Annotated in this window: 24 protein-coding genes; 8 read left to right on the forward strand and 16 right to left on the reverse strand. The window is 45.9% G+C overall.

Going from position 1 to position 24,943, the window contains the following annotated elements:
- The first annotated feature begins 509 nt into the window (after positions 1–509).
- Complete coding sequence (locus C170_RS02170; protein ID WP_036606046.1) at positions 510–1,226, forward strand: NPP1 family protein; 717 nt, start codon at positions 510–512, stop codon at positions 1,224–1,226.
- 95 nt (positions 1,227–1,321) lie between these two features.
- On the opposite strand, the gene C170_RS02175 is transcribed toward C170_RS02170, so the two are convergent.
- Both C170_RS02175 and C170_RS02180 read right to left on the reverse strand, forming a co-directional pair.
- Complete coding sequence (locus C170_RS02175) at positions 1,322–1,738, reverse strand: DUF4395 domain-containing protein (RefSeq protein WP_036606047.1); 417 nt, start codon at positions 1,736–1,738, stop codon at positions 1,322–1,324.
- Positions 1,739–1,809: 71 nt separating this feature from the next.
- Positions 1,810–2,736 carry a ketopantoate reductase family protein gene (locus C170_RS02180; RefSeq protein ID WP_036606048.1) on the reverse strand — a complete coding sequence of 309 codons (927 nt, stop codon included), beginning with the start codon at positions 2,734–2,736 and terminating at the stop codon, positions 1,810–1,812.
- A 168-nt stretch (positions 2,737–2,904) separates the two neighbouring features.
- On the opposite strand from C170_RS02180, the gene C170_RS02185 reads away from it, so the two are divergent.
- Positions 2,905–3,474 (forward strand): TetR/AcrR family transcriptional regulator, encoded by a 570-nt coding sequence (locus C170_RS02185; protein ID WP_036606049.1) that lies wholly within the window; start codon positions 2,905–2,907, stop codon positions 3,472–3,474.
- Between the two features lie 145 nt (positions 3,475–3,619).
- Here C170_RS02185 and C170_RS02190 read toward each other — a convergent pair whose 3' ends face one another.
- Both C170_RS02190 and C170_RS02195 read right to left on the reverse strand, forming a co-directional pair.
- A complete protein-coding gene (locus C170_RS02190) occupies positions 3,620–4,405 on the reverse strand; it encodes a sirohydrochlorin chelatase (protein WP_036606050.1) in 786 nt (261 codons plus the stop codon).
- 1 nt (position 4,406) lies between these two features.
- The gene (locus C170_RS02195) at positions 4,407–4,697 is read right to left on the reverse strand and encodes a YerC/YecD family TrpR-related protein (protein WP_017690665.1); all 291 of its coding nucleotides are present in this window, start codon (positions 4,695–4,697) and stop codon (positions 4,407–4,409) included.
- Between the two features lie 452 nt (positions 4,698–5,149).
- Between C170_RS02195 and C170_RS02200 the strand changes: the two genes are divergently transcribed.
- Positions 5,150–5,785 (forward strand): tyrosine protein kinase, encoded by a 636-nt coding sequence (locus C170_RS02200; protein WP_155985009.1) that lies wholly within the window; start codon positions 5,150–5,152, stop codon positions 5,783–5,785.
- Between the two features lie 133 nt (positions 5,786–5,918).
- Positions 5,919–7,007 carry a DNA alkylation repair protein gene (locus tag C170_RS02205; protein ID WP_036606051.1) on the forward strand — a complete coding sequence of 363 codons (1,089 nt, stop codon included), beginning with the start codon at positions 5,919–5,921 and terminating at the stop codon, positions 7,005–7,007.
- Between the two features lie 394 nt (positions 7,008–7,401).
- On the opposite strand, the gene C170_RS02210 is transcribed toward C170_RS02205, so the two are convergent.
- From C170_RS02210 to C170_RS02230, 5 genes are all read right to left on the reverse strand, one after another.
- Entirely contained in the window at positions 7,402–7,863 is a 462-nt protein-coding gene (locus tag C170_RS02210) for a DIP1984 family protein (protein ID WP_036606052.1), read from the reverse strand.
- A 128-nt stretch (positions 7,864–7,991) separates the two neighbouring features.
- Complete coding sequence (gene corA / locus C170_RS02215) at positions 7,992–8,951, reverse strand: magnesium/cobalt transporter CorA (protein WP_036606053.1); 960 nt, start codon at positions 8,949–8,951, stop codon at positions 7,992–7,994.
- Between the two features lie 349 nt (positions 8,952–9,300).
- Complete coding sequence (locus C170_RS02220; protein ID WP_036606054.1) at positions 9,301–10,290, reverse strand: inorganic phosphate transporter; 990 nt, start codon at positions 10,288–10,290, stop codon at positions 9,301–9,303.
- A 14-nt stretch (positions 10,291–10,304) separates the two neighbouring features.
- Positions 10,305–10,925, reverse strand: coding sequence for a DUF47 domain-containing protein (locus tag C170_RS02225; RefSeq protein WP_017690670.1), 621 nt, complete (start codon positions 10,923–10,925; stop codon positions 10,305–10,307).
- 317 nt (positions 10,926–11,242) lie between these two features.
- On the reverse strand, positions 11,243–12,316 hold the full coding sequence (locus C170_RS02230; protein WP_036606055.1) for a DUF3048 domain-containing protein: 1,074 nt from the start codon (positions 12,314–12,316) through the stop codon (positions 11,243–11,245).
- A 337-nt stretch (positions 12,317–12,653) separates the two neighbouring features.
- Here C170_RS02230 and C170_RS02235 point away from each other — a divergent pair, with 337 nt between their 5' ends.
- Together C170_RS02235 and C170_RS02240 are read left to right on the forward strand one after the other, a co-directional pair.
- The gene (locus tag C170_RS02235) at positions 12,654–13,196 is read left to right on the forward strand and encodes a DoxX family protein (protein WP_036606056.1); all 543 of its coding nucleotides are present in this window, start codon (positions 12,654–12,656) and stop codon (positions 13,194–13,196) included.
- A gap of 155 nt (positions 13,197–13,351) precedes the next feature.
- On the forward strand, positions 13,352–13,564 hold the full coding sequence (locus C170_RS02240; RefSeq protein ID WP_017690673.1) for a hypothetical protein: 213 nt from the start codon (positions 13,352–13,354) through the stop codon (positions 13,562–13,564).
- 172 nt (positions 13,565–13,736) lie between these two features.
- Here C170_RS02240 and C170_RS02245 read toward each other — a convergent pair whose 3' ends face one another.
- The 3 genes from C170_RS02245 to C170_RS02255 all read right to left on the reverse strand — a co-directional run bounded on the left by C170_RS02245 (position 13,737) and on the right by C170_RS02255 (position 15,944).
- Positions 13,737–14,522 (reverse strand): DODA-type extradiol aromatic ring-opening family dioxygenase, encoded by a 786-nt coding sequence (locus C170_RS02245; protein ID WP_017690674.1) that lies wholly within the window; start codon positions 14,520–14,522, stop codon positions 13,737–13,739.
- Between the two features lie 103 nt (positions 14,523–14,625).
- A complete protein-coding gene (locus C170_RS02250) occupies positions 14,626–15,456 on the reverse strand; it encodes an alpha/beta hydrolase (RefSeq protein WP_036606057.1) in 831 nt (276 codons plus the stop codon).
- A gap of 254 nt (positions 15,457–15,710) precedes the next feature.
- The gene (locus C170_RS02255) at positions 15,711–15,944 is read right to left on the reverse strand and encodes a hypothetical protein (protein WP_036606058.1); all 234 of its coding nucleotides are present in this window, start codon (positions 15,942–15,944) and stop codon (positions 15,711–15,713) included.
- Between the two features lie 412 nt (positions 15,945–16,356).
- On the opposite strand from C170_RS02255, the gene C170_RS29895 reads away from it, so the two are divergent.
- A complete protein-coding gene (locus tag C170_RS29895) occupies positions 16,357–17,169 on the forward strand; it encodes a DUF1129 family protein (RefSeq protein ID WP_051446951.1) in 813 nt (270 codons plus the stop codon).
- 25 nt (positions 17,170–17,194) lie between these two features.
- On the opposite strand, the gene C170_RS29900 is transcribed toward C170_RS29895, so the two are convergent.
- Positions 17,195–18,100, reverse strand: coding sequence for an AraC family transcriptional regulator (locus C170_RS29900; RefSeq protein WP_051446952.1), 906 nt, complete (start codon positions 18,098–18,100; stop codon positions 17,195–17,197).
- A 405-nt stretch (positions 18,101–18,505) separates the two neighbouring features.
- Positions 18,506–21,580: a copper amine oxidase N-terminal domain-containing protein gene (locus tag C170_RS02270; RefSeq protein WP_036606091.1), complete on the reverse strand. Its 3,075-nt coding sequence runs from the start codon at positions 21,578–21,580 to the stop codon at positions 18,506–18,508.
- 316 nt (positions 21,581–21,896) lie between these two features.
- On the opposite strand from C170_RS02270, the gene C170_RS29905 reads away from it, so the two are divergent.
- Positions 21,897–22,865 carry a hypothetical protein gene (locus C170_RS29905; RefSeq protein WP_051446954.1) on the forward strand — a complete coding sequence of 323 codons (969 nt, stop codon included), beginning with the start codon at positions 21,897–21,899 and terminating at the stop codon, positions 22,863–22,865.
- 155 nt (positions 22,866–23,020) lie between these two features.
- Here the strand turns inward: C170_RS29905 and C170_RS02280 are convergent, their stop codons facing one another.
- Both C170_RS02280 and ilvA read right to left on the reverse strand, forming a co-directional pair.
- A complete protein-coding gene (locus C170_RS02280) occupies positions 23,021–23,623 on the reverse strand; it encodes a GNAT family N-acetyltransferase (protein WP_235200702.1) in 603 nt (200 codons plus the stop codon).
- Positions 23,623–24,915: a threonine ammonia-lyase IlvA gene (gene ilvA / locus C170_RS02285; protein WP_036606060.1), complete on the reverse strand. Its 1,293-nt coding sequence runs from the start codon at positions 24,913–24,915 to the stop codon at positions 23,623–23,625. Before ilvA ends, C170_RS02280 begins: the two co-directional genes overlap by 1 nt.
- Positions 24,916–24,943 lie beyond the last annotated feature (28 nt).

The following is a 24,943-nucleotide window of genomic DNA, read 5'->3' on the forward strand; positions in this document are numbered from 1 at the left end:
TCCACATTATCCATGAGTCTAAACGACCTCATATTCTTACGTTGCATCAGTCCACAAAAGGGCATATTTTTTACACAATAATGAACTTGCGTTCATTCTGCTCTAATCTTTCGACTTACCTATATCTATGCATCAGGAATTCCGTCTCATTCCAAAGCCTTTAACTCCTATCATATCATCAAATGTAAAGATGTCCTAGCCTGTAATCCATAAGTATATTTTAACATATCCGTACCCACTAATCTGCCTATTACCCAATAAACCTCACGCACCGATCCTGAATCTTCTCCACTACCTTTTATGTAAAATAGTCTCATTAATCAACCATTCTGCCCGCTTGGACAGGAATTAGTCTTCGATTTCGATGATCTTTATATGATTATGACATAGATATGCTACAAATTTACAAATCTTAAGATGAAAAGATAAATAACATAAACCTTTTTCCAATATAGTTTTAGTGAACCCTCAACTTAGCACCACATCATACCCTTGAAGGAGAAGTGTAAATGAAAAAAATCGTGTTAATGCTCCTGGTCTTTCTTATGGCATGTATTCCTTGGGTCACCGTTGTTGAAGCGGCAGAAATCAATCATGATCAGGTTGTCGGATTCCAGGAAGTCTCACCAGTCACCGTAATGCAACAAGCAGCCAAGCGTTTTCAGCCATTTTTGAAGGTCTATCATGGTTGTGTGCCTTTTCCCGCAGTGGATCAACAGGGCAATACCAGCGCTGGCTTGAATACGTCCGGGTCATCGAATGGGAACTGTAGCTCAAATACAGGGCAGATCTACTCCCGCTCCGCATGGCACAATGGGGTGTGGGCTATCATGTATTCGTGGTATTTCCCCAAAGACTCCCCTTCCTCTGGACTCGGCCATCGTCATGATTGGGAAGGAATCGTCGTGTGGGTCGATAATCCGGCAGCTGCCAATTCCAAAATCCTCTCTATCGCATATTCCGGTCACGGCCAGTTTACAAAAGTTACACCGAGCAATAACAATACACAAGGTAACCATCCGTTGATTTCCTATAATAGTACCTGGCCGCTGAACCATGAGCTCGGGGTCACCAACGCTGTTGGGGGAACACAACCATTAATCGGATGGGACGATCTGACTTCTGCCGCACGAAATGCACTCAACACGACAAACTTCGGTAGCGCCAACGTGCCTTTCAACGATAACAATTTTACCAACAATTTAAATAAGGCCTGGTTCAGATAAAAAAAATCCCCTTCAAGTGGCAGCTCACTTGAGGGGGATTTCGTTATGAAGTTATCGTAGTATCCCGGATACCTGTATCACTTTTTCAACCAACCTCAAAATCCGATTTTTCTGCCTGCACGCAGCTGTTTATACCAGAAATAGACGGTGCAGCCTACACAATAACCCAGCAGTGCCGCGCTTGCAGCCGCGAGAAGCATGACGGAGAATACATAACCTGCGCCTACCCAACCAAGCGAGAACGAGATGAGTGCCAAAGACAGGAAGAGCACGGCCAGAATATTGTTGAATCGCTGTAACTCCACCGCCTGCGCCTCTGTACCTTTACCAGTCAGCACGACTTTGCCAATCTGTACGAACAGATTAAATTTGCCACCGGAAGCCAGCCCCACCACCTGAATGATCCACAGCAAGCCCAGAACTACAATTGGATTGAACACAAACGAGAGCAAAACAAACAATACAATACCAACCTGATTTGCTTTCACATAGCGCATAGGCACTTCCCGCATCTGTATATCTCCTTATCCCCATTTTATTAGTTGGTTTTATTGTAGTCGGTATGCAGGGAATGAGCAACACTTCATTTAAGGATAGTAAAATCTCTTTTCAGCACGTCCCAATGGGGAGTCGGGATGCCTGTTGTCTTTTTCCAATCGGTAAATGCATTATTTAACGCCTCAATCTCTCCAAAAGAACCCGCAATCAGCTTATGAATTGGTAGCACACTATAGATCTTCAACAGAAGGTACAACATCCGTTGATGCTTGCGGATCATTTTAGCCTGAATCTCCGGTATAATCGTTATGCCCATAGCCTCAAGTACGCTAAAGCCTTCATCCATCGCCCTAATCATATGTTGGATTTGCTTTCTATTCCCGTCCAACTTGATCAACTCACGCTCCTCATTAAAGCTCACCGCATTAAGCATCAGAATGGGGATGATATGGCTTTTCAGCCAGGCATCAATATCGCTCAGAACATTTAACTTGTATTTCACATGTTGGAAAGCTTGATCCAGCAAAGGTTTAAAGCCTATTTCACCGTCCAGACTACCGATCACCATTTGTCCGCTGCCTCTACCGACCGATAACATGCGGTCCTTTTCCCGCTTCCCTGCACTCACATGAAATCCAAACGCGACCTTTTTTGGTGCCCGGCTGTTTTCCTCCAAAAAGTTTTGCATGCTTCGTGCATCTGCGTTGTTTCCCACAATCACAATATTGCTGCTCTGATTGTCTGCCAGAATAGGTAACACTGAAGGAAAATCGTTATACTTCATGACAACAAAAATCAGATCATATTGGTCATCCACTTCCAACGTTCTGGCTACCCGAACCTGATCAACTGTCGTTTTGAATTGAAAAAAATGCCGGATGACGAGTCCATCCTTCTCCAGCTCCTCTGCCCGCTTCCCTCTGGCCAGAATGGTGACTTCATTGCCGCCGCGCACCAGAACATGCGCCAGTTGACTGCCCAAAACCCCCGCACCATACACTAATATCTTCATTGGTTATCCCTCAATTTCATAGTTTATAAATAATCGTTGTTTTATCAACATTTGTTGATAAAATAAGAGTAACAAAGCACCTACGGTGCTTCAATCGTTAAAATATCCGTTTTTGTTGAATAATCAACGAATGATTCCTTATTGTTGAAAACCATCATAGGAGGGGCCATGGACAGACGAGTACTCAAGACACGAAAGGCAATAATTGAAGCTTTTGTGGGGTTACTGGAGGAACAAGATTTTGAGCAAATTACGATAAACGATATTGCTGATCGGGCTAATGTAAACCGAGGAACCATCTATTTGCATTACGCTGACAAGTTCGACCTGTTGGATCAATGCATTGAGACCTATTTGCAGCGGTTGTTGGATGCCTGTATGATCGAAAGCCCTACTACAACACCCGTTACGGCCAAGGATGCGTTGCTCCGAACCTTCAGTTATCTGGAACAGCATGCCTCTACCTATACCACACTTCTAACTAAAAAAGGTATTCCAGCATTCCGTAGTAAGTTGATGACATTGTTGGTCCAGGGAGTGGAGGAACAGATGGATGCCTGTGGCATCCAGGAAGGTATGAAAAAAGAGATCACCATACAGTTTCTTGCTTCCGCTGCTGTGGGCCTCCTGGAGTGGTGGATTATGAATTCCATGCCTTATCCGGCCGAGGAGATCGTTGACCAATTAATAAATTTACTGGAGCTACATCTGCAATTGCACGCACCCATTAATGGATAACCCAATCTCTTTCAAGTGATCTACAACAAACAAAAACCACGTCCTTCGACGTGGTTTGATTGTTTATGAAGCTATGGAGTTCAAATCAATTGATACTGCATTACTACGAGCGATGCGATCACACACCTATGCCAAAGCGATCACCTCAAGAAGAAGCTTTAACTTCATTACATCTCTCCAGCAAAATCTGGATCTGGCGCTCCAGCCACTGCCCAAGCAATGGATGTGGCAACAGTGTCTCACCGCTGTACACATAGTTCAGTTCTTGCAACCGACCCGGGATAACGTTCCTCGTGAAATAACCGGCACTCAAAAACAGCGGCGCCACAATGACTCGGTTCCCCCGCTCTTCGCTCCAATACTTCACTTTGTCGTACACACTCTCCGGATTCAGCAATGCATAATCCGTATGGGCTACATCGCTAACTTCCTGCACACGCTCTGCAAGGGAAGAAATTCCGGCTTCCCAACGCTCGCGAAAACCATCATGAATACTCCCATGGCCAACCAGCAGAATCGTTTCTTCCTCCGGTTGCTGCGACAGTACTCGGACTTTGTCCCACACCATCACGGCAATATCCGGATCGTTATCCACCGGATAACCGAAGTGAACCCGAGCCTTCACATCGAACGGTTCCAGATCCGTTTCGCGATCAGGTGTTTCCTTTGCACCAATGGCATATTCAATTTCATCCACATGTGTACTGCCGGACGAAACAAATAGAGGTACGACCAGAATATCGGTTACGCCTTGTGCTTCCAGTCGGTCGATACCGTCCTGGATCAGGCGTCCTTCCACAAGTTCAAGAAAACCGGCTTCAACCGGTAATGGAACAGGCAGATTCAACCGGGAGATCGCGTCATCGACGGATTCCACCCAGGTCTGCTCCTGTGAACCGTGACTGATGATGAGTACACCCGGCTTCTTCATGTTAGCGTCCCAGGCGTTCCAGCGTCATTTTATAACCATCATTACCGTAATTCAGGCAGCGTTTCACACGTGAAATTGTAGCTGTACTCGCACCTGTCTCTGCTTCAATCTGGTTATACGTATTGCCTTTACCCAACATACGAGCCACTTCCAGCCGCTGGGACATGGATTGGATCTCGTTAACTGTGCAGAGGTCATCAAAGAAAACATAACACTCTTCAATATCTTTTAGCGTCAAAATAGCCTCGAATAGTTGTTCAATGCTTTTATCATTTAGCTTTTTCAGCTGCATTTCATCATCATCCCCTAGCGGTTACTGTGTACCTACATTGTACTCACCCTGAGTTGGTATTTCAAGCGTTACCGATTTCACGCACTACAGAATAAAAATACATGTTACCGCTTACAAAAGGTACTATTGTCCTCCCCTCGTGTACATCGGGCGAAATTTCCGCGCTTTTTCCCAGTTTTCACCTGTATATATCCGATTACTTATGTAGGATTTCAATCCTCCTAAATGTTACAATTTTGTGTCTAAACTTCATTTTACTCTTCGTGAACCTGCCATCTTACATGCGCCCAAATCCGCAAATATCCCGTTTTCCGGGATACCCGCCTACGCCGTCTCTCCGCGAATGACATACAGTATAACAAAAGGGAGTTCCACAAGGGTCTATGATGTACATCTGTCATGCAACTCATGGAACGCAATTCCGAAATCCAATAGAAGGAACGTGATTGTTCATGCCACAGCATTATTATCACCGCCAGCCAGCACCAGGGCAGCGTCCGTCTTCTCATGCTCATCGGCAGGCACATACTTCTGCCTATATGCCGCCCGGTGTGGTTCCGAGGTCTTTAAATGAAACTCAGATTCAACCGATGTATCCTGGAGTAGAGCCCCATTACCCGGGCTTTGGTGAAGTCGAAGCTTCTGCAGTCGTACCCTATGGGCAAGGTGTGGCTGGCGGGAACTTTTATGGAGGTGCAGCTCAGGTTCTTCCCCCAGCTCCGGTACCGGCGCCTGCTACTGGCAGTACCGGCTTTTCATTAGCCAACATCGGTGAGTTAAAAGGAATGATCGACCGCTTCGGCGGCATTGATGGAATCATGACTGGAATAGGCAAAATGCAAAAGGTCGTCGGTGGGATCCAGCAGATGGCTCCGATGATGAAGCTCGTTATGGGCATTCTGCCTTTTGGAAAAGGAAAAACGGATAACAGCGCGGCCGATGCAGACTATGAAGAATATAAGCCGTCCCGCAAACGCAAAAACAAACGTCGGAACAAAGCAACGAATGTTCCACGTCGCCGTAATACGACTCCAACCCGTCGCAAATCCAATTCCACGAAGCGCCGTCCCAAAAGTCGCAAAGGTTAAGAAAATCCAGGCACCCCCATACAGAAGGTGGGTGCCTTAACACCGTTCATCCGTATAGAAATAAATTTCAGGAACTCACGTTCTTATTTCTGTAATTTGAGGTATACTGGATAGTAACTAAAGGAGGCGGACCATGGAACTTATCAAAGACAAATACACTCCCGCATTAATCGATCGGACCGGCGAACATTTGCGTCAATTCTACCCGAAGCTGGATACACAGCAATTTCATGAATTGGTTTTCGCTGAAGGCTGGGAACAGTTGGAATTCAAAGCGCGCATTCGCAGAATCACATTGGCTTTGACCCAGGTACTGCCGGACAATTATGAGGAAGCATTACATATTATCGAACAAGCCGCCCCTACGATGAGAGGCGTTGAATATCTGTTTGTACCGGATTTTATCGAAGTGAACGGACTTGACCCAGAGGATTACGAGTTATCCATGAAGTATCTGACCCTCTTCACACCTTATTCCAGCTCGGAGTTCGCGGTACGCCCGTTTATTGAACATTATCCAATCCAAACGATGAAACATATGATGGCGTGGGCAGAGAGCAACAACGAGCATATCCGCAGACTTGCCAGTGAGGGCAGCCGGCCACGTTTGCCCTGGGGCGCGAAACTCCAGAACTTTATCACCGATCCAACACCTGTACTTCCGATTCTGCATGCATTGAAACAGGACGAGTCCCTCTATGTTCGCAAAAGTGTCGCCAATCATCTGAATGACATTTCCAAGGACCACCCTGAACTGGTTATGGATCTGGCCACGACCTGGTACGGACAACATGTACACACAGACTGGATTGTCCGGCATGCCAGCAGGTCATTGCTAAAGAAAGGACATAGCAAAGCACTAAGTCTTTTTGGTTATAATGAGCAGGATTCGATTCACATTGAGCAGCTTCAGCTTGTCCAGGATACGATTAGCATTGGCGAGGATCTTCATTTTTCGTTTGATGTCGTTAATGAGAGCGGCGAGTCACAGATGCTACGAATTGAATATGAGATGGGTTATATGAAGGCAAACGGCAAGCAGGCTCCCAAACGATTCAAATGCTCCGATAAAATGTACCCAACAGGCAGAACCAAGGTAGCCACCAAACAATCCTTCAAAGTCATCACAACGAGAAAATATTATGCCGGTCTGCATACGCTTACCATTCTTGTGAATGGCAAAGAAGCAGCTACAACTTCTTTTGTTCTTGAAATGGAGTAAAAGGAAGTCATCATAAGTTACACACAGCTTGTTGAAGCGGAATAGTTATTCACATGTGGATACATTTTTTCAAAACTTCTAATAGAAGAATCAGAAAGGCCACCTGGCAAACATCATCTCCCGACATTTATTACTGCCCGAGATCATGGCCCAGTGGCCTTCTTCATATGTAGTTCAAACTGCAATTCCCCTTACCCACCCTCACCGCTATCCAAAGACCTGCATATGGTCGTAACAATTAGAAAGATACACGATACATCCATGCTGCGCATTCTTGTAACAATATTGGGCTAAATGATGATATGGGTTAGACATGGCCCAGCGTCTACCAGGTTTCCAACTTCCCGTTGGTGGGTTATGCTCGCTTCATTTGGATAGGGTTACCGACGCAGTTTTATTCCTCGATTAAGTCTATGGTCCAGTTCTTCTCCTGAATTTTAAAATCCAGTTCCCGGTAGGATTTCGAAAGGCTATCCACTTTATGTTGAATATCTGCTATGTTCACGGTTCGCTCATACTTCACTTCAGAACGACTGTACCGATCCTGGCGAATGGACGCATTCTGCAAAACTTCGTTAAACGATGCTCTTTCTTGCATGATTCCATCCCGCTCTGCAAGGGCATCTGCAAGCGTAACTCCAGCTGTGAAGTCAGTCTGTGCATTGGTCTTATTAATTTTCTTAACCAATACCGTCAGGCTCCGGATCGTATTCTCCAGGTCAATCATAAGCAACTGTGGGTCCTCTGCTGGCTGTTCACCTTCCTGAACTTTAACTACGCGTTCCAGACGTTGCTTGAGCTGAGCTATCTTCTTCTGCTCATCTGCACGCAGTACAAGAGCCTCTGCCAATCTCATCGTATCCCATCCTTCCACAATGATATGTATGGATAATTCATCTAGAATCTATTCACATATCGTTATATTTTACCTGTGGATACACGTTATTACAAGTTTATGTTACTAACATCTGATTACACTCGTTCTCACTTAAACCAGCCCCGTTTTACAAACCAGGCCACCATGCTTCCGCCAAGCACAAACATCAACAGCAGCACCGCACCATACCCAAACTTCCATTGAAGCTCAGGCATATAGGCAAAGTTCATGCCATAAATACCCGCGATCAGTGTGAGCGGCATAAATACAGTCGTAATCACCGTGAGTGTCTTCATGATCTGATTCATCCGGTTGGAGTTCAGGGAAATATAACTGTCGCGCAGGTCAGCGGTCATCTCCCGATCGGCTTCAATCATATCCGTCAGCTTCAATAAATGGTCATAGATATCGGTAAAATAAGCCGTATGTTCACCTGTTCGCTGTACGTGCTGGGAATTGACCACCCGATAGAGCAGATCCCGCATCGGTACTACCGTTCGTCTGAGCTTCAGCAATCGAGTCCGCAGATCAAACACCTGGTTCATCAAGTCTTCAACTGACTCCTGTCCACCCCGGTTCTCCAGTTCGGCCAGTTCATCCTCAATCGCAAATAGAGACGGAAAATAATGATCGACCAGCTTGTCCATCACCGTATAGGCTGCTGCCACCGGACCTCGCGCCCAAATGGTTCGTTCATGAGCATGGTGCAACAAGCGTTCCCACGCTTCATCCACTTCCTCCAATACGCCATGATGAAAAGACACTAGGAAGTTTGATCCGAGAAACAAGTCAACCTCCTCGGCTTCCAGTGTGGACGGGTTCAGTGCGTGCAGCACAAGAAACTGCAGATTATCATAATAATCGAGCTTGGGCCGCTGCAACACATGCAGACAGTCCTCAATAGCTAAAGGGTGAAAATGAAAATATGTATCCAGCAAACGGCTTTCCTCTTCCGTTGGCTGGTTAAAATCGGCCCATGCCCAGGCGTAATCGTTCAGATCCAGCTGTGTAAGTGGTACGTTAACGGAGACTTGATGTTCTCGTGTAATGGCGAGTGTACGAATCATAAATTAGACCACGTCCTTGTCCTGTATCTTTACGTTATTGTACAACTTTAACCATAGGTACGTCTCCCACGTGTCCAAAATATCCACAGACGCATTCAAACTCGACAACAAAAAAAGCCAACCCTGTTGGCTTCTCTCATTTCCCTATCCACAGTTCCCTGTATCCACAGGAATATCTTCTTTTGGTTTATCATTCCACGGATGGCTATCCACATATCCAGCCTGTCCACACGTTCATGCACAGGCGTCTCTTGATTTTGGTTGTATAATTGTCCACATATCCCGATATTCACACAGTTATGAACAGATTGTCTGGTAACCCCGAATTCGTTCGGGATAACTTCTCTTTTTAGAAAATAATCCAGTAGAGCAATCCTGCCAGTCCCGCAGTAATCGGAATCGTAATGAACCACGTAATAATGATACGTCCAGCAAGTCCCCATTTCACAGCAGAGAAACGTTTCGCGGAACCCACACCCAGAATTGCTGATGTGATCGCGTGCGTTGTACTAACTGGAAGGTGAAGCAACGTTGCTGTGAAAATAACGGAAGCAGCTGAAATATCCGCGGCAAAACCATTAATCGGTTCAATTTTAAAGATTTTGGTACCCATCGTTTTGATGATTTTCCAACCACCGATGGACGTACCCAGAGCCATCGCTGTTGCCGCTGAAATTTTAACCCACAGCGGAACATCCAGATTATCCTGCACACCTGCTGCAACCAAAGCAAACGTAATAATACCCATCGCTTTCTGTGCATCATTCGTACCATGCGTGAATGCTTGCAGTGCTGCCGTGAAAATCTGTACCGTACGGAAACCTTTGTTCACGTTATGCGGACTGCGTTTGGCGAAAATATATTTGAGAATCGTCATGACCACATAACCGATGGCAAATGCGATCAGAGGTGATAATAGCAAACCTCCGACGATATCAATGAATCCGCTCCATTTCACTTTATCAGATCCTGCGCCAACGAGTACGGCACCTGCAAGGGCTCCAATAAGTGCATGTGAGGAAGAAGACGGAATACCAAACCACCATGTAACCAGGTTCCAGATAATCGCTGATATCAAGGTGACTATGACGACCTCTATCCCGTTATCCAGCGTGGTGGGGTCGGTCACACTCCCCCCAATCGTCTTCGCAACACCTGTGAACATCATCGCACCGACAAAGTTCATCACCGCTGCCATAAGAATAGCTCGACGCGGCGTCAGTGCTCGGGTTGAGACCGAAGTCGCAATGGCATTGGCCGTGTCGTGAAAACCGTTGATGAAGTCAAACGCCAGTGCAAGGAAGACGACTATACCCAATACCCAAATCGTTGTTTCCATTATTCTCTGGCTCCTTAAGAATTACGCATAATGATGGATTCAAGCACGTTCGCCACGTCTTCACAAGCATCCGTTGTTGTCTCAAGACGTTCGTAAATTTCCTTACGCTTGATCAGTTCAATCGGATCAGACACGGTAGCGAAGAGATGTTTGATACACATGCGCAGCACTTCGTCGCCTTGGTTTTCCAGATCATTCAAACGAATGGTATACTCACGGATCGCGAGCAATTTTTTCTGGGACAGCAGATGGATCGCCTTCTGAATTTCGTAAGCCGATTGGCGCAAAATTTCAGCAAACTGTATGACGAACTCATCATCTGGATCTGTCAGTTGGTACATATAGAAACGGGAAGCCGTTGCTTCGAGTCCGTCCAATACGTCATCAAGTGTTGTTGTCAGCTCCATAATATCATCGCGTTCGATCGGTGTGATAAATGTTTTGTTGAGTTCTGTAATGATCGTATGCACGTAATCATCACATTTCGACTCGTACTTCTTCATTTCATTAGCAAAAAGAGTCACATCCTGAAGGTTGGAAACATGCTGGGAGAAATAATCTGCCGCTTGAACAACCGTATCTGCCATATTCTCCAGTGTCTCAAAAAATATATCCTTCTTCTTCTTAAGCTTCATAGCTCTATCCCCTTTACGAGAAAAATTGCCGACAACCGATGAAACATGAAATGACAACCTTTGATATCTTATCATATTTGTTTCATGGTTTGTACAAAAGGTGTGATCCTTTTTTATATTCTTATCACATTAATCTGAAATGAATCTTAATTATTTGGAATAATGGTAAATTCAAGTCAAGATTTTACACTGCGTTTACAATTCGACATCAAAATTCAAAATCGACACGATTCTACTTTTCACGCTAAGGACAAATATAATGCCTTTTCGACAACAAAATGAATACATGTTTCATTGTTTTCTTTCATTACATCCTTTTATTGCTGCGCAGCCAGCTTCACATGACTGGAAAATTCCGGTTGATTGGGAACAATGCTGATAAAGGTTTTACCCGGTACAAGAGCAACTTCACTGCCACCCTGAACAAACCGTATAATATCCCCCTGCTTCTTCACCCACTGCCCACGAATCATCTTGCCCTTCTGAAAAAGCATGGCTTCCCCGCCCTGTTCCAAATTAACGGACAACCGACCTACACTATCGAGCACCTTGTGATCTGCACCTGCCACAATGATGTTCGCTGCACCAAGTTGAGTCCCATTATCCAGATCCTGATCTGCCTTGCCATTCACCATTCTCATATATCGTCCGCTAACTTCATCATAATCATACGTCACCCGGTAACTATCCAATAAATAATGGATATCGAATTGCTTTACTGCCTCTCCTGCGGATGTCGCGCCTTCTTCGTTATAATTGTATACTGGCGACTTGAAATCATGGCTGTAACCCTTGATATCTGACCCTTCTCTCAGCTTGTCCGCTGAAGTATACAGATTATGTGGGGCTTTACGATCCGAGGAACGCCAGAAGTAAGGTCCACCATTCGAGATTTCATCCATATGCTGTTTCTGCTGCCTTTGCAAAATGGAATACGCCTCCGGACTGCCTCCGGCGTGAACAAGTACCCCATCATAACTCTCGCCGAGCTCAATTAGATATGGACGTATACTGCGAACGGGTCCAACCGTCTCCGCACCGCCTCCACTCTGGAAGATGGCTATGAAACGGGTAATGCCTCCCTCAGCGAGAACTTCAAGAATGATATCGGCTGAACTTAGACCTGATTGGGGCCGAGCTGCGGGTGCATTATTAATCATTACGGCGAGTGGTCGACGCGTAATCGCTTCATCTACAGGCAGACCCGTCAGAGGTGCTGTATAGAGAGACGTGTTGGTTTCCTCCACGTGTTCTTCTTGTACAGGTGCAGGTGTCGGTTCTGGCTGAACTGGCATCTGCGCCACCTCCTGGTTTTGGCAGGCAACAAGACTTAATGAGAGAATAAACAGAGATGCAACCGATGCTGCTTTGTTCCATTTAAAAAGCTTCAATATAGGACCTCCTGAACGATATGGCCTGGTTCTAAGTTGTGATATATGTCTCATGTGGGCAACCATTTCACGTATTTCTTTCCATTTAATCACACCCCATCCGATTTGTCTGCGCCTAGAAGGCCTTGATACAGCTTGAAATTCACATTTGAAACAGCGATTTGCGAGAAAAATATGTCCTAAATGTGAACTTCTCAAACCTTACTTAAAATTTGAACTAGATTGTGATTTTAATCACAAACAAAACAACTTTTGAACTATACAATAAAGACATCAAAGGTGATCACTTAGAAAAACAAAAACAACACACACTAGATTCCATGAAGGAGTGGTTCATATGTTCAGCACAAACCAATGGCTTAGAGAAAACAAAGTAGCAATGTGGATTTTGACAGTACTTCGGGTGTATATCGGTTATGATTGGATGACTCACGGATGGAGCAAATTGACTGGCGGATTCCAAGCTGGCGGGTTCTTGGCCGGTGCGGTAGAAAAAGCAACAGGTGATCACCCGGCTGTTCAAGCTTGGTGGGCAACGTTCCTCGAGAAATTCGCAGTACCAAACGCAGGACTGTTCGACTTCGTTATCCCATTGGGTGAATTCCTTGTAGGTTTGGGTCTCATCCTCGGTTGCTTCACTACACTAGCAGCACTGATGGCTATGGTCATGAACTTCGCGTTCCTCTTCTCGGGAACAGTAAGCACGAATGCTCAACTGGTTGTAATGGAAATCTTCCTTGTCGTTGCTGGTGCAAATGCAGGTAAAATCGGTCTGGATCACTGGGTACTGCCTTACCTTCGCGGATTGTTCACTCGTAACAACAAAGGAAATCTTCCTAAAGACACACCAACGATTAGCCCTACTCAAAAAACAGCTTAAGCAATCATTCATAGAATTCTCGGCCCTGCTCCTAATCCCCCTGGAGAGCAGGGCTTTTTACTTTTCAAAATCAGCCTGAATGCCTGACTGACTTGCCCATCCACAGAAAATCGTATTATGATGAAATAAAGTTGAACTTCAAAGGAGTACACGATATGCCGACCCAGCGACGTCTCGAGACCGATGCGGACTTCCAGGAAGCCATGAATATGAAGTATAAGGTTCGAGTTTTTAAAGATAATCACCAGATTGACTCCGGTGGCATCATTATCCGTTTTGACAGCAACACCGTAGTAGTACAATCCAGTGTCAGTGAGCTCGCTTATCATTCGCGTACAGACTGTGAATTGTTCGAAATCCGCAAATAAAGATCTATTGCATGAATAAGTCCTCATATTGAAAAAAGGTTACTGTAGCCCTTCAAGGGTGTACAGTAACCTTCTTTTGTTTATATATTGTAATTGTATGCATTAATACACGTTATATTATCCGTACCAAACTGGCTTCAAGCACCATAATCAGGCTGTTGTCTGTTCCAAGTTACACGCCGTCTCCAAACTGCCAGCAGTTCAAACTGAGCGTTCCGTAAGGGTAAGACTGGAATAGACGCTTCGCTGATCGGGACATATCCGCTGTACCCATGGCGTAGAACAAAGGTGCAATGTGTTCTGTACCATACGACGGAACCGCCGTACGTGCATGAGGGGCTTTTTTCTCATATTGAAACAGTTCTCTTGTGTTCCACTGTTGCAAGCGCTCCCCGATCCAGTTATCAAACTCCACCGCCCACTCTTGCGGTTCATCCGTATTGCCCAGCAATCGCAAATTGTGAACCGTTCCACCGCTGCCAATGATTAACACATCATCATGACGTAGCTGTTCCAGCATTCGGCCAATATCATACTGTTCCTGCGGCGTACGCAGCGAGTCTACAGATACAGCAATCACAGGAATGTTAGCCTCGGGATACATATGGAGCAACGGTACCCATACGCCATGATCCAGCCCTCGGCCTCGAATCGGCTGATGTGCCAGATTGCTGCGGGTGAACAAAGCACATATCTCGTTCGCTAAATCTGGCTGCCCAGATGCAGGGTATTCCATCGTATACATCGTAGAAGGAAATCCGTAAAAATCATGCAAGGTCTGATGTGTATCATCCATCGTCACGGACGGTTCAGGACAATCCCAATGCGCCGTAAATACGACAATGGCTTTCGGAGCCGGCAGCCTGTCTCCAAGCTGGTTCAAGAAGTGAGTGTAGTCATTGCTCTCCACCGCCAGAGCGGGAGAACCATGCGCAATGAAAAGTGCGGGTAATGTCATTGCTGCCAACCTCCAGACACGGATAGAATGCTTACTCCTCTATTTTACCCTTAAGAAGGCGCTTTTCCAAGCTGACATCCCCAAACAGTTGTAATCCTGCCACTTATATCATCCAGTGCTGCCAATCCTGCTCGATCTTCTGACGTTCACCCAGCCACTCTCTGGTACGCGTAATCAGCTGTTCCCGCTCTTTACCTGAAGAGAAGGTGTGATCACCCTGGAAGATGATCTCCTTGTCGCAACGGCCTTCCTGGCGCATCCAGAATACCTTTTGATACAGGAATGCATAGTCTACAGGGATAATCTCATCTGACGTGCCGTGCACGACTAGAACATCGCCGCTAAACTTGACTGCTTCCTGGAATGGCTGTTGTTCAGCGAGAGATTCGAAAAAGGTCGGTGTGAATTTGTATCCCAGATAATCAGCCGCACCCAGTTTCACGCCTTCATCGTATACTTCCCGTCCCGTAATCTTCACGATATCATTGAATGGATAACCCACGGAGGACCACATAACCAGGTTTTTGACACGTTTGTCACGTACAGCAGTTAGTAATGCAACGGCACCACCCAGACTATGACCAATTAGTGTAACACGCGTAGGATCTACATCACTGCAATTTACCGCGTAATCCAGCACCGAACGAGTCTGCAGCACCATGGACTCCAGTCCCTCCGCTCCGTACTCCCCACTGCTCTCTCCACAACCGATATAATCGAAACGCAGGACCAGATAACCGTCTTCAGCCAGCTCCCGTGCAGTCTTCACAAACAAACGATCCACGCCGATCCGGCTACCAACGAAGCCGTGGCAGATGACCGCCAGAGGGACCCGTTGCTGACTCTTCTCCTCCTTGATATCTTTCACGACCGGATAATGAATCGTGGCTGTTAATTCTTCCTGTCCATGACGGATACTGATCTGACGTTCCATACCGATTTCCCCTTTCCACCCTTAGCCTGTTAACTTCCATTTATTAAATATATATAATCCGATAAGTTTAGTGTGTATTAAGATGTTATTCATATATTATCATCCCGTAACCTTCAAGTCAACGTAAGTAAGAACCCTTTCTGCGTCGACTACCAATCTACAGTTTATCGGATAATAAGCGCAAAAAAATGAGCCACGCTGATGACAGCTGGCCCAGATATCATTTGGAATTCAAACCAAGTGTTGCAGGATCGTTATTCGTAGCTTCTACGGAACATCTCGTGAGTCTCCACCCGTCCATTCCACTCATGCTCATGACCCGAATCAGTATTGTCCCAGAAACTTCTCCCCTTCAAATTGCCATCTGTCAGTTCTTCTGCATACTCCGTATCCTCCAGATTCTCCTCAAAGGATACAACCTCGTCCACGACTCCACGGGAGTTGCTGTTCAGTAGCAGCTTCCGGGTCAATTCTGTTTGTTTATCCATAACAAGCACACTCCAATCTTGGATTTCTGTTGGAAATGCTACTATTGTGATGGAATCGGCTGCTCTTTATGCATACTTCACACAATCGTTAGATCTGGGAGGCGTGAGGGTATTTTTTCACATGAACAGGGGAAAATAAATGAACAAACATAGGTAGCATATGCCTCGGAATCCTTCGGCCGAAAGGAATGAATTCATGGAACATCTACTGGAATGGATTCAACATCACGGTAAACTGGTGCTGTTATGCACCTGTGTTATACTGGCCTGTGTATGGATATGGGTCCACCATGAGCAGCTTTTTTATAAGGAATGACTTTGCGAAACGAGAGCCCTTCCCGTATACTAAAATACCGTCAGGGTCTTCAGTCCATTGGAAGATCAGAACGTGTGTAGACAGGGGGAGCAATCATTGGGGATTTCCTATAAGAAGCTTAAAGAAATACAGAATCGGCAAATAACTGAGATGAGTCGAATGACACCTGAACATGTGAAACTGTATGACGAGATCAGCACAATTGCGCGTCATGCGCCAGCGGACGAGAGAACACAGGAAGAGTGGATACTCTCCGCAGGAAAAGCAATCGTACAGGCTCAGCGGGATAACAAACCCGCTCGCGAGTTATACGGACCTGATCTGGAACAAGACATCCATGCACAGCTAGGGATTACAAATACAGCACCGGAGAAGACGACTGCCGTTGAGGTGGGTAAATCCAGCCCAACCCGTGATAATAGTTCAACAGCTTCATCGAAAAAGAGTGCCAACGCTGTAGAACCACAGCCAACTGAGAATCCAGAGCCTGTGAAACGGACACCAAAGTGGTATGCCATGATCGCTTGGGCGGCTTTGTCTTTTGTCATGTTGATTCAAGGATGTGTGGGATTGTTCGTGGGTTGGACTGGCGGAGATACGGAGCCGTTCCAACACATCAGTCTGTTCTCTCTGATCGTTGCGGCAGTTGGCGGTATTGCATTGGTGGAGATGCTTCGCCGTCTTGCTGAGCGACCAGACGATGAAGGAGCGGACAAGAACACCGTACCTAAGGTTAACCTTAAGGGAATCATCATTTACATCGTCATCGTGGTCCTTGTGCTCTTTGTAGGGTATCCACTGCGTGATAAACTTCCGGTATTTGCACTGGCTCCGTGGGTGAGTGCAGTGATCGGAGTTGTGGGACTTGCAACGGTAAGGCCTTTATTTGGACAAAAGAAAACAGCATAACACGTATATAAGCGATTAAGGGGCTTCACGAATTCGTGAGGTCTTTTTCCATTTGGAGCTGGTTCCGATGTTTGATTCCTTTGCCCGGTGTCTCTCCAAACTCCCGCTTGAACATCCGGATAAAATAGTTCACTTCCATCCCTACGGTCTCTGCCGCCTCTCGTACACTTGCTCGTGGATGCTTGTCCATCCAGTCCGAAGCCTTCTGCAAACGTAATCGTTGCATATATTGATGTCCTGTCACGCCATAATGCTGGTGAAATAGTCGGTTGAGATGCTGCACCGAATAACCCACTGCGTCAGCGATGTGCTTCAATAACAGGTCATCCTGATAGTGCGTATGCATCAATGCTACTGCTCGGATGAGTGCATCCTTGCTCGGATCGGGCTCCCGATTAGAGTGTTTTACAGTGCCATCCTGTGCCCTAGATGTTCCAATACCTCCTATGCCGACATCAGATGGTATTTTCGATTGTGCTAAATCCAAAATGAGCTGGTAGATCAGGGTTGATGTGTCCCACATCTCCGTTGCTCCTTGATCCAACGCGTGCCAGAGATTGGTCATGCGTGACCAGATGATTTCAAAACCGGAGATATGGTACGGTTCGTTCTGAAGCAAACCCGTGGATTGTAGTACCGATCCAGCCGATGTACCGCCAATACCGATATAACCCAGTTCCCCTTTGGATTTGGAATGAGGCACATACTCATGCGCAACCTCGGGTTCCACGATGAATACCTGCCCTACTCCCATCGTCCATGTCCCTTTTCCCGGAACCCTGAACTGCCCTTCACCGCCGCCTGACAAAAACAACTGATACACCGGAAATCCATCCGGTCTATGCAGAACTTTCTCTTCCTGCGTGCCCACACAATACAGGTACAGCGGCAACCGGGAATCCGGCAGGCCCGTCAAACGAAACGCAAGCATTCCATCATTCCTTTCGGCTCATAGGCTTCTACATAAAGTGAACTAAAGATTTTTACACTAGCCACTCCGTTTCATGTAAATGTTAGTTTAATCTATATAGCCAACTTCCCTTTATTATCCAATAATTGGTTCAAATGCAACATTGGTCTAAGGAACCGTTCTGGCGACAAATTTTTTATCAAGTGAATTGCCGCGAGGATGTTAAGCGGTGTCTACGCGGGAATATTAAAAACTCCCTTTCCGGTTGGAAAGGGAGTTAATGGCTTTAAATTCCTAAAAATTAATTACCCAGTATGCGTTTCAACCGCATTTGTCTATCTGGATTCATGAACCTGGCGTAGAGGGGTCTGCAGCAGATGATTGAGTGACATTACCACCTGAAGTTCCCGCGCCCGTATTGTCAGTTCACTGACCATTGCCAGAAGAAGCTGGCAAAATCTCAAATGTGCCTTCTGCACTGACAGATGTATATTTCGTCGGCTCACTCACCACTGAGACTACCAAAACTTTGTATTTACCCGCTCCAAAAGCCATATTATTTGAATCATTGGCGGAATTTCCAATATCCACTATTGCTGTCCCTGAAGAAGTACCACCTACACTAACATCTGTTAAAACTCTCCCAGTAGTTCCTGAGCTGCTCTCTTCTTTAATGATATACACATCGTAACGAGCGATGCCTACTTCATTTGGCTTAGTGAAACTTATATTAATGGAAGAAGCACTTACAGTTGTTTTTAGATCTATTACACTATCAACAGTCGTTGGTGCCTGTTTTTTTGCTTTAATTATGAAAGGAGTCGACGTAGTTATATTTGATTCCCTTTTACCGTCAGATGATTCGGATAAAATAACAACCTTGTATGTTCCAGCTTTGATCTCGTCACCATTACTATCGGATAAAGAAATAGGAAGTTCTGTAACTGTACTTGTAGAAACATCGAGTGAATTGCTGGATTTCGCAGTTTTTTTGGCCGCATTTAGATCGAAAGTTGTAGATGCAGGTACTACCATTAACACATAACGTCCAATGGCTTGATCAGGGACTGGTTTTGTATATGTCACTTTTACATCGGTAGCATTACCTGCAGCTTGCTCTTCTTTCTTAACTTCAACGTTAGTAATTGTAACTGCTCCTACTGCACTAGTTACGGACAATTTAACATCTGCATAGGCCGTTGACAGCACATTGGATGAATTACCTGTATTACTTACCGCAAGTACAAATATGCGATAGTTCTCATCATTGCGAATAGTTGTACTATCTGTTGCCTTGGTATCGTCTAAAGTCACCGTGTAATTTCCGCTTCCTCCAGCTTTATTTACCACCTTAAAGTTGGAGTTCCGATTAGCTTCCGCCAAATCAAATCCACTCAAGTTGGAAGTTTTGACTACAAATACACGGTAATGATACACGTTCGTCTCATTCGATGATCGATTAAATGTCACACGCAAATCACGTCCATCTCCGTTATCCGCGATGTCCGTTGCAGTCACACTGGTCGGAGCGGTAACAGCCGTGTTCGCAGTCAGTGTGATCTGAGAAGAATATGAAGACAACGCATTTTGACTTGAGTTTCCGCTATTGCTTACTGACATAACGAATACACGATAGGAAACGTTATTGGAAATAAGGGAACCGCTTGTATCATATGCATTCGGAAGCGTAACGGACAAGTTACCACCCGTTTTGTTCACCTGCGTATAGTAGTTCGACGCATTAGCTGCACTTAGTGTGAAGTTGCCCGCATTACCGGAGCGAACAACGTATACTCGATATCCAGAGATTCTGGACTCATCCGCGGCCTTGTTGAAAGACACCCGTAGATCACGCCCATCACCGTTGTCACCAATATCCGCAACAGCCAGGTTGCTAATGACTCCCGCGTTACCGGTCGTTGTCAGTCTCAGAGCTGTGGAGGAAGCTGACAGCGCATTGGTGTATCCATTTTGCTGATTGCCCACCGCCATCACAAAGATGCGATAATCTTGCAGATTCGTTACATTATAACCACTTGTGTCCTTCATGGATGAAGGTAATGTCGTTGTAATGTTGTTGCCTGTTTTATTCACCGTATAGTACAGACTGGAGGACAGGTTACTCGCCGTTGTCAGATTAAAGTTGCTGGCAACCGAGTTACGCACCACAAAGACGCGATAATTCGCCACCTTGGACTCATCTGATGAACGGTTGAAACTCACCTGAATGTCACGACCATCTCCATAATCCGAGTTATCCTTCACCTGCGTAATTACTGGAGACGTTGCTGTGTTCACGGACAACGTAAGTGAAGATGATGCTGCGGACAGCTTGCTGTCTGTTGTTGTATTAGTGCTTACCGACAAGATGTAGACCACATACGCTGTGCCACTTTTAATCATTTCGCCAGACGTATCCCGTGTCGAAGAAGTCAGCTGGCTTTTCACTGTGGTACTGTTTCCTTTGTATATGATCGTGGAGTTTGCACTGGACACTTTATTCGCTGCAGCCAGATTGAACGCAGAAGAGTCCTTCGCTTTGACTACAAAAGCACGATAATACGTAATGTTCGATGTCGTGCTCGGCTGCGTGAAGTTAATCTCCAGATCGCGGCCATCGCCATAGTCACTAATATCTGCGGCACGCAGACTTGTAACCGCCTGTACTGTGGATTTCACATTATTGAGCTTCAATGCTTGGGAAGACCAGTTCAATGCATTTTTATAATTATTGCTGCTGTTACCAACAGTCAGTACATACAGACGATAAGTTTCATTACTATTGAGCAAATCCCCGTTTACGTCACGCGTCTGTGCATTAAGTGTCAGTTTCGGGTTGTTGCCATTCGGTGTAACAGATGTATAGTTTGCAGAAGGTACGGCAGTTGCTGAGGACTCCGTAAAGCTATTCACATCGCGAGTTTTCACCAGCATAATCCGGTAAGCAGATACCGCCTTCTCTGAAGTTGGACGTGTGAAGCTCACGGTCAGGTCACGACCATCTCCGTTACTTCCGGATACCGAACCATAGATGTTCCATGCAGCATATTGTGTCTCATCTACTGGAGGTGTTGCTGTTGTCTTGATATCTACACGCTGATTGCGTGAGTTCCAGAATACTTTTTCTCCAAAAGCTTCACTGACAAAACGAATCGGAACCATCGTGTTGCCCTTAATCGTGTTTGCAGGTACATCCAGCGATATCGCTTCCCCGTTGATGTATGCCGTTTTGGAACCAAGTTTCAAAGTAACTTCCTGATCATCGCGAGTTGCAACAATCGTTTTGGTTCTGTTCGTGTATTGTACCTTCGCATCCAATCCTTCAAAAATCGACCGAAGCGGAACGAGTACGCGTCCACCTTTCATGACAGGTGCCTGAGCAGATGATAACTCTGCATCATTGATGTATATGCTGATTCTCGCGGCTGCATCCATAACCGACGTTGGAAGTGCGGACATCAGCATGGCCGATACAGCCAGCGCTGACATTACCTTCTTCACTTGTTTTCCTCCCGCTTTCCTCATATCCCATATCCCCATTCTCACATTTAGTTAACATCGAAATAGATTCGCTGTTCTTTTCATTAATTCCTGTATTTTCCTATGCACAACTAAGACGTTCCGATCGGCTCAAAAGTTTCCAGTTGTACAAAAAATATTTTCTCAGAAAACTTCCTCTATCTTCCACCCTCCAAAAGTTAAAAATAACAGAAGAATTTGTCACCATTCCGCAACCACATCCTGCACCAATTGGGTTAATGTATAGTGACTAGTGAACAACACCTATCATTTTCTCAACTACGGGAGGTTCATATCTATGACATCATCGTTCCAATCTGCCAAACGTAAAGGCATGCGCACCTTCATTACAGCCACCGCCATCCTCATGCTGCTCCAAACGGCTGTCGCTCCATTATCCGGAGTCGCTGCTGCCGCTTCTTCCAGTACAGATACCAAAGTCACAACTGCCAGTTCAACAACGATATATAAAACATTTCAGTCCATGCTCTACAAAAAGAACGGCTTGCCTGCCGCGGATATTTATCTCGAATCTCATATCGATCAAGTTACGATCTATCATGCAACCCTGATGGTCTTACAGCTGGAGAATGCCCGCAACAAGGCGTTAACAGCCATGACGGACCGTCTACTGGTGCCTAATGTTCAGGACAAGATGATCAAAGCCTACAAGTGGAATGATAGCTTCACCCAACTGATGAGCCGCACCAACGACACCAGTCTGCGTGCGCTGCTCCAGCAGGCACGGGATAGCGGTTATCGCCTGGTTATGCTGGAAGGTTCCCTCTATCCGATCATGAATTATATGGCTTTTCAGAAATATATCTCGTACGTGAAACCAGACATCAAACAATACATTAATATTATGGCAGTTGAAACCAGCAACCTTGCCGCCGATGATGGTGCACTGGTCGTTGGCTATCAGGAGATACTCAATCGCGCTTTGAATCAGGAACGATTCCTGAACGAATATCCGAAGTCCAATCGGGTACAACAGGTGAAGAACCTGATGAATAACTATACCTTGTATACCTTTTATGGCCTGAATAATACGCCTTTATTTGACTATGAAACGAACAAAATGACAGCCAATGCCCAGAAAGGTTACAAAGCTGTCTTACAACGTAACTCATCCGAAGAAAGTGCCTTCCTGACGAAACTCGAAAAGTTCATGGACATCGTAACCGAAGCCAAATTCGAGAAAACGACTGCTGTCGAGAAATGGCTGGAGCAGAATGTGCCGGTCAGCGACTACGCGAATTATTGAGTTAATCCGCTTCCATGGTTAACACCCGGTTCAAGCCAAAACTTGGGCTAAATCCTAACAGATAACCACGACAAAAACCGCCACAGGATTTTCTCCTGTGGCGGTTTCTTCTTGCTTCTATAATCAAAACTGACTTAATCCGTGAGCTCCCTGCACTATTGAATCGGTTTGACCATATGATTATACTCATGTCCTGCGATGACAATCACATCGTCTTTGACATATCCCTGCCGTTCGTACAGCATTAGCGCACGGCCGTTGTCCCGTTCTACAATCAAGGATACCTGCGAGTGACCCTGATCTCTGCCCTGCTGCTCAAAAGCAGCCATCAGTGCCCGGCCGATGCCCTGCCCCTGATAAGCTTCACTTACCGAGAGAGTATCCAGATAATACTCCCCCGGACGGGTTTCTTTAACCAAAGCATACTTCTCATCCCGGCTTCGTCCAGGTCGATCCAGAATCGGCTGGTCCAGACGATCTGCTTCTCCGCCATCATAGGCTACCAGAATCCCCGCAATCAGCCTATCCTGCTCCATTACTGTCACATGACGATAGCTAATCCGGTTGTCTTCCTGTACATAGAACTCCTGCAAAATCTGCATCGCCTTCTCATGATCCGCCTCACCCGCAAGCGCGTATGCAATGTCTCCTATCGCCTGATACAGCAAAGGAATAACCTGATCAGCATCTTCTATGCGTGCAGGTCTGATCAGAGGAGATGTTTCGTGGTGATCTGACGGCATACTGGTATGTTTCATCAGATTAACATGTTGAACAGATTTAGATTTTTGTTCAGTTCGGTATAGGCGATACCTTTGCGGTTCATGCGTTCAATGAGCGGGTGGTAATCTTCCTTGTACATCAGCTCGATGCCCACCAAGGCAGGGCCATTTTCCTTATCATGCTTTTTCGTATATTCAAACCGGGTGATATCATCATTCTTCCCTAGAACTTCCTCCAGGAATTCACGTAAAGCTCCTGCACGCTGCGGGAAATTAACCATGAAATAATACTTCAGACCTTCATAGATCAGGGAACGTTCCTTGATCTCCTGCATCCGGTCGATATCGTTGTTCCCGCCACTAATAACACAGACCACCGTCTTGCCCACGATTTGCTCACGATATTGCTCAAGCGCCGCAACAGCCAAGGAACCGGCAGGCTCGACAACGATCGCATTTTCATTATAGAGTTCCAGAATAGTTGTGCAGGCTTTGCCTTCTGGCACTTTCACAATGTCATCAAGTATACTGTTGCAGATATCAAAGGTGAGATCGCCAACCCGTTTCACCGCTGCACCATCCACGAATTTATCAATATCATCCAACGTCACAACCTGTTTGCGGAACATCGCTTCACTCATGGAAGCTGCCCCAAGTGGCTCAACTCCAATGATGCGTGTCTCTGGACTCACGGTCTTCATGTAGGTTCCCACGCCGGCTGCCAGCCCTCCGCCACCAATCGTCACGAATACATAGTCGGCATTCTCATCGAGACTTTCCATGATTTCCATCGCTACCGTACCATTACCTGCAATAATCTTCGGTTGATCAAAAGGATGGATAAACGTCATGCCCTGTTCGTCACATGCACGCATTGCTTCTGCGTATGCATCGTCATACGTATCCCCGATCAGCACCACTTCAACGTTGTTTCCACCAAAGCGACGCACCTGCTTCACCTTCTGGTTCGGTGTTGTACTCGGCATGAAGATTTTGCCGTTAATTCCAAGGGCATTACAGCTAAAAGCAACACCCTGAGCATGGTTGCCCGCACTTGCACAGACAATACCCTTCTCCATCTCGGCTGGTGTCAGACTGCGAATCATATTATAGGCGCCCCGAATTTTGAACGAACGCACCACTTGAAGGTCTTCCCTTTTCAGATACACATTACAGTTATATTTGGCCGACAATACAGCATCCCGCTGTAACGGCGTTCTTACAATGACCTCACGCAGCACATGATGTGCGCGCACGATATCTTCCATGCCAACACTGGCACGACCGGGACTTGTGGTTCCCGTTGGTTCTTGTTCAACTGGTTTCATGTTGTTCTCCACACTCCGCTTTTATGGT

The sequence above is a fragment of the Paenibacillus sp. FSL H7-689 genome, from assembly GCF_000517905.1.
Lineage (GTDB): Bacteria > Bacillota > Bacilli > Paenibacillales > Paenibacillaceae > Paenibacillus > Paenibacillus amylolyticus.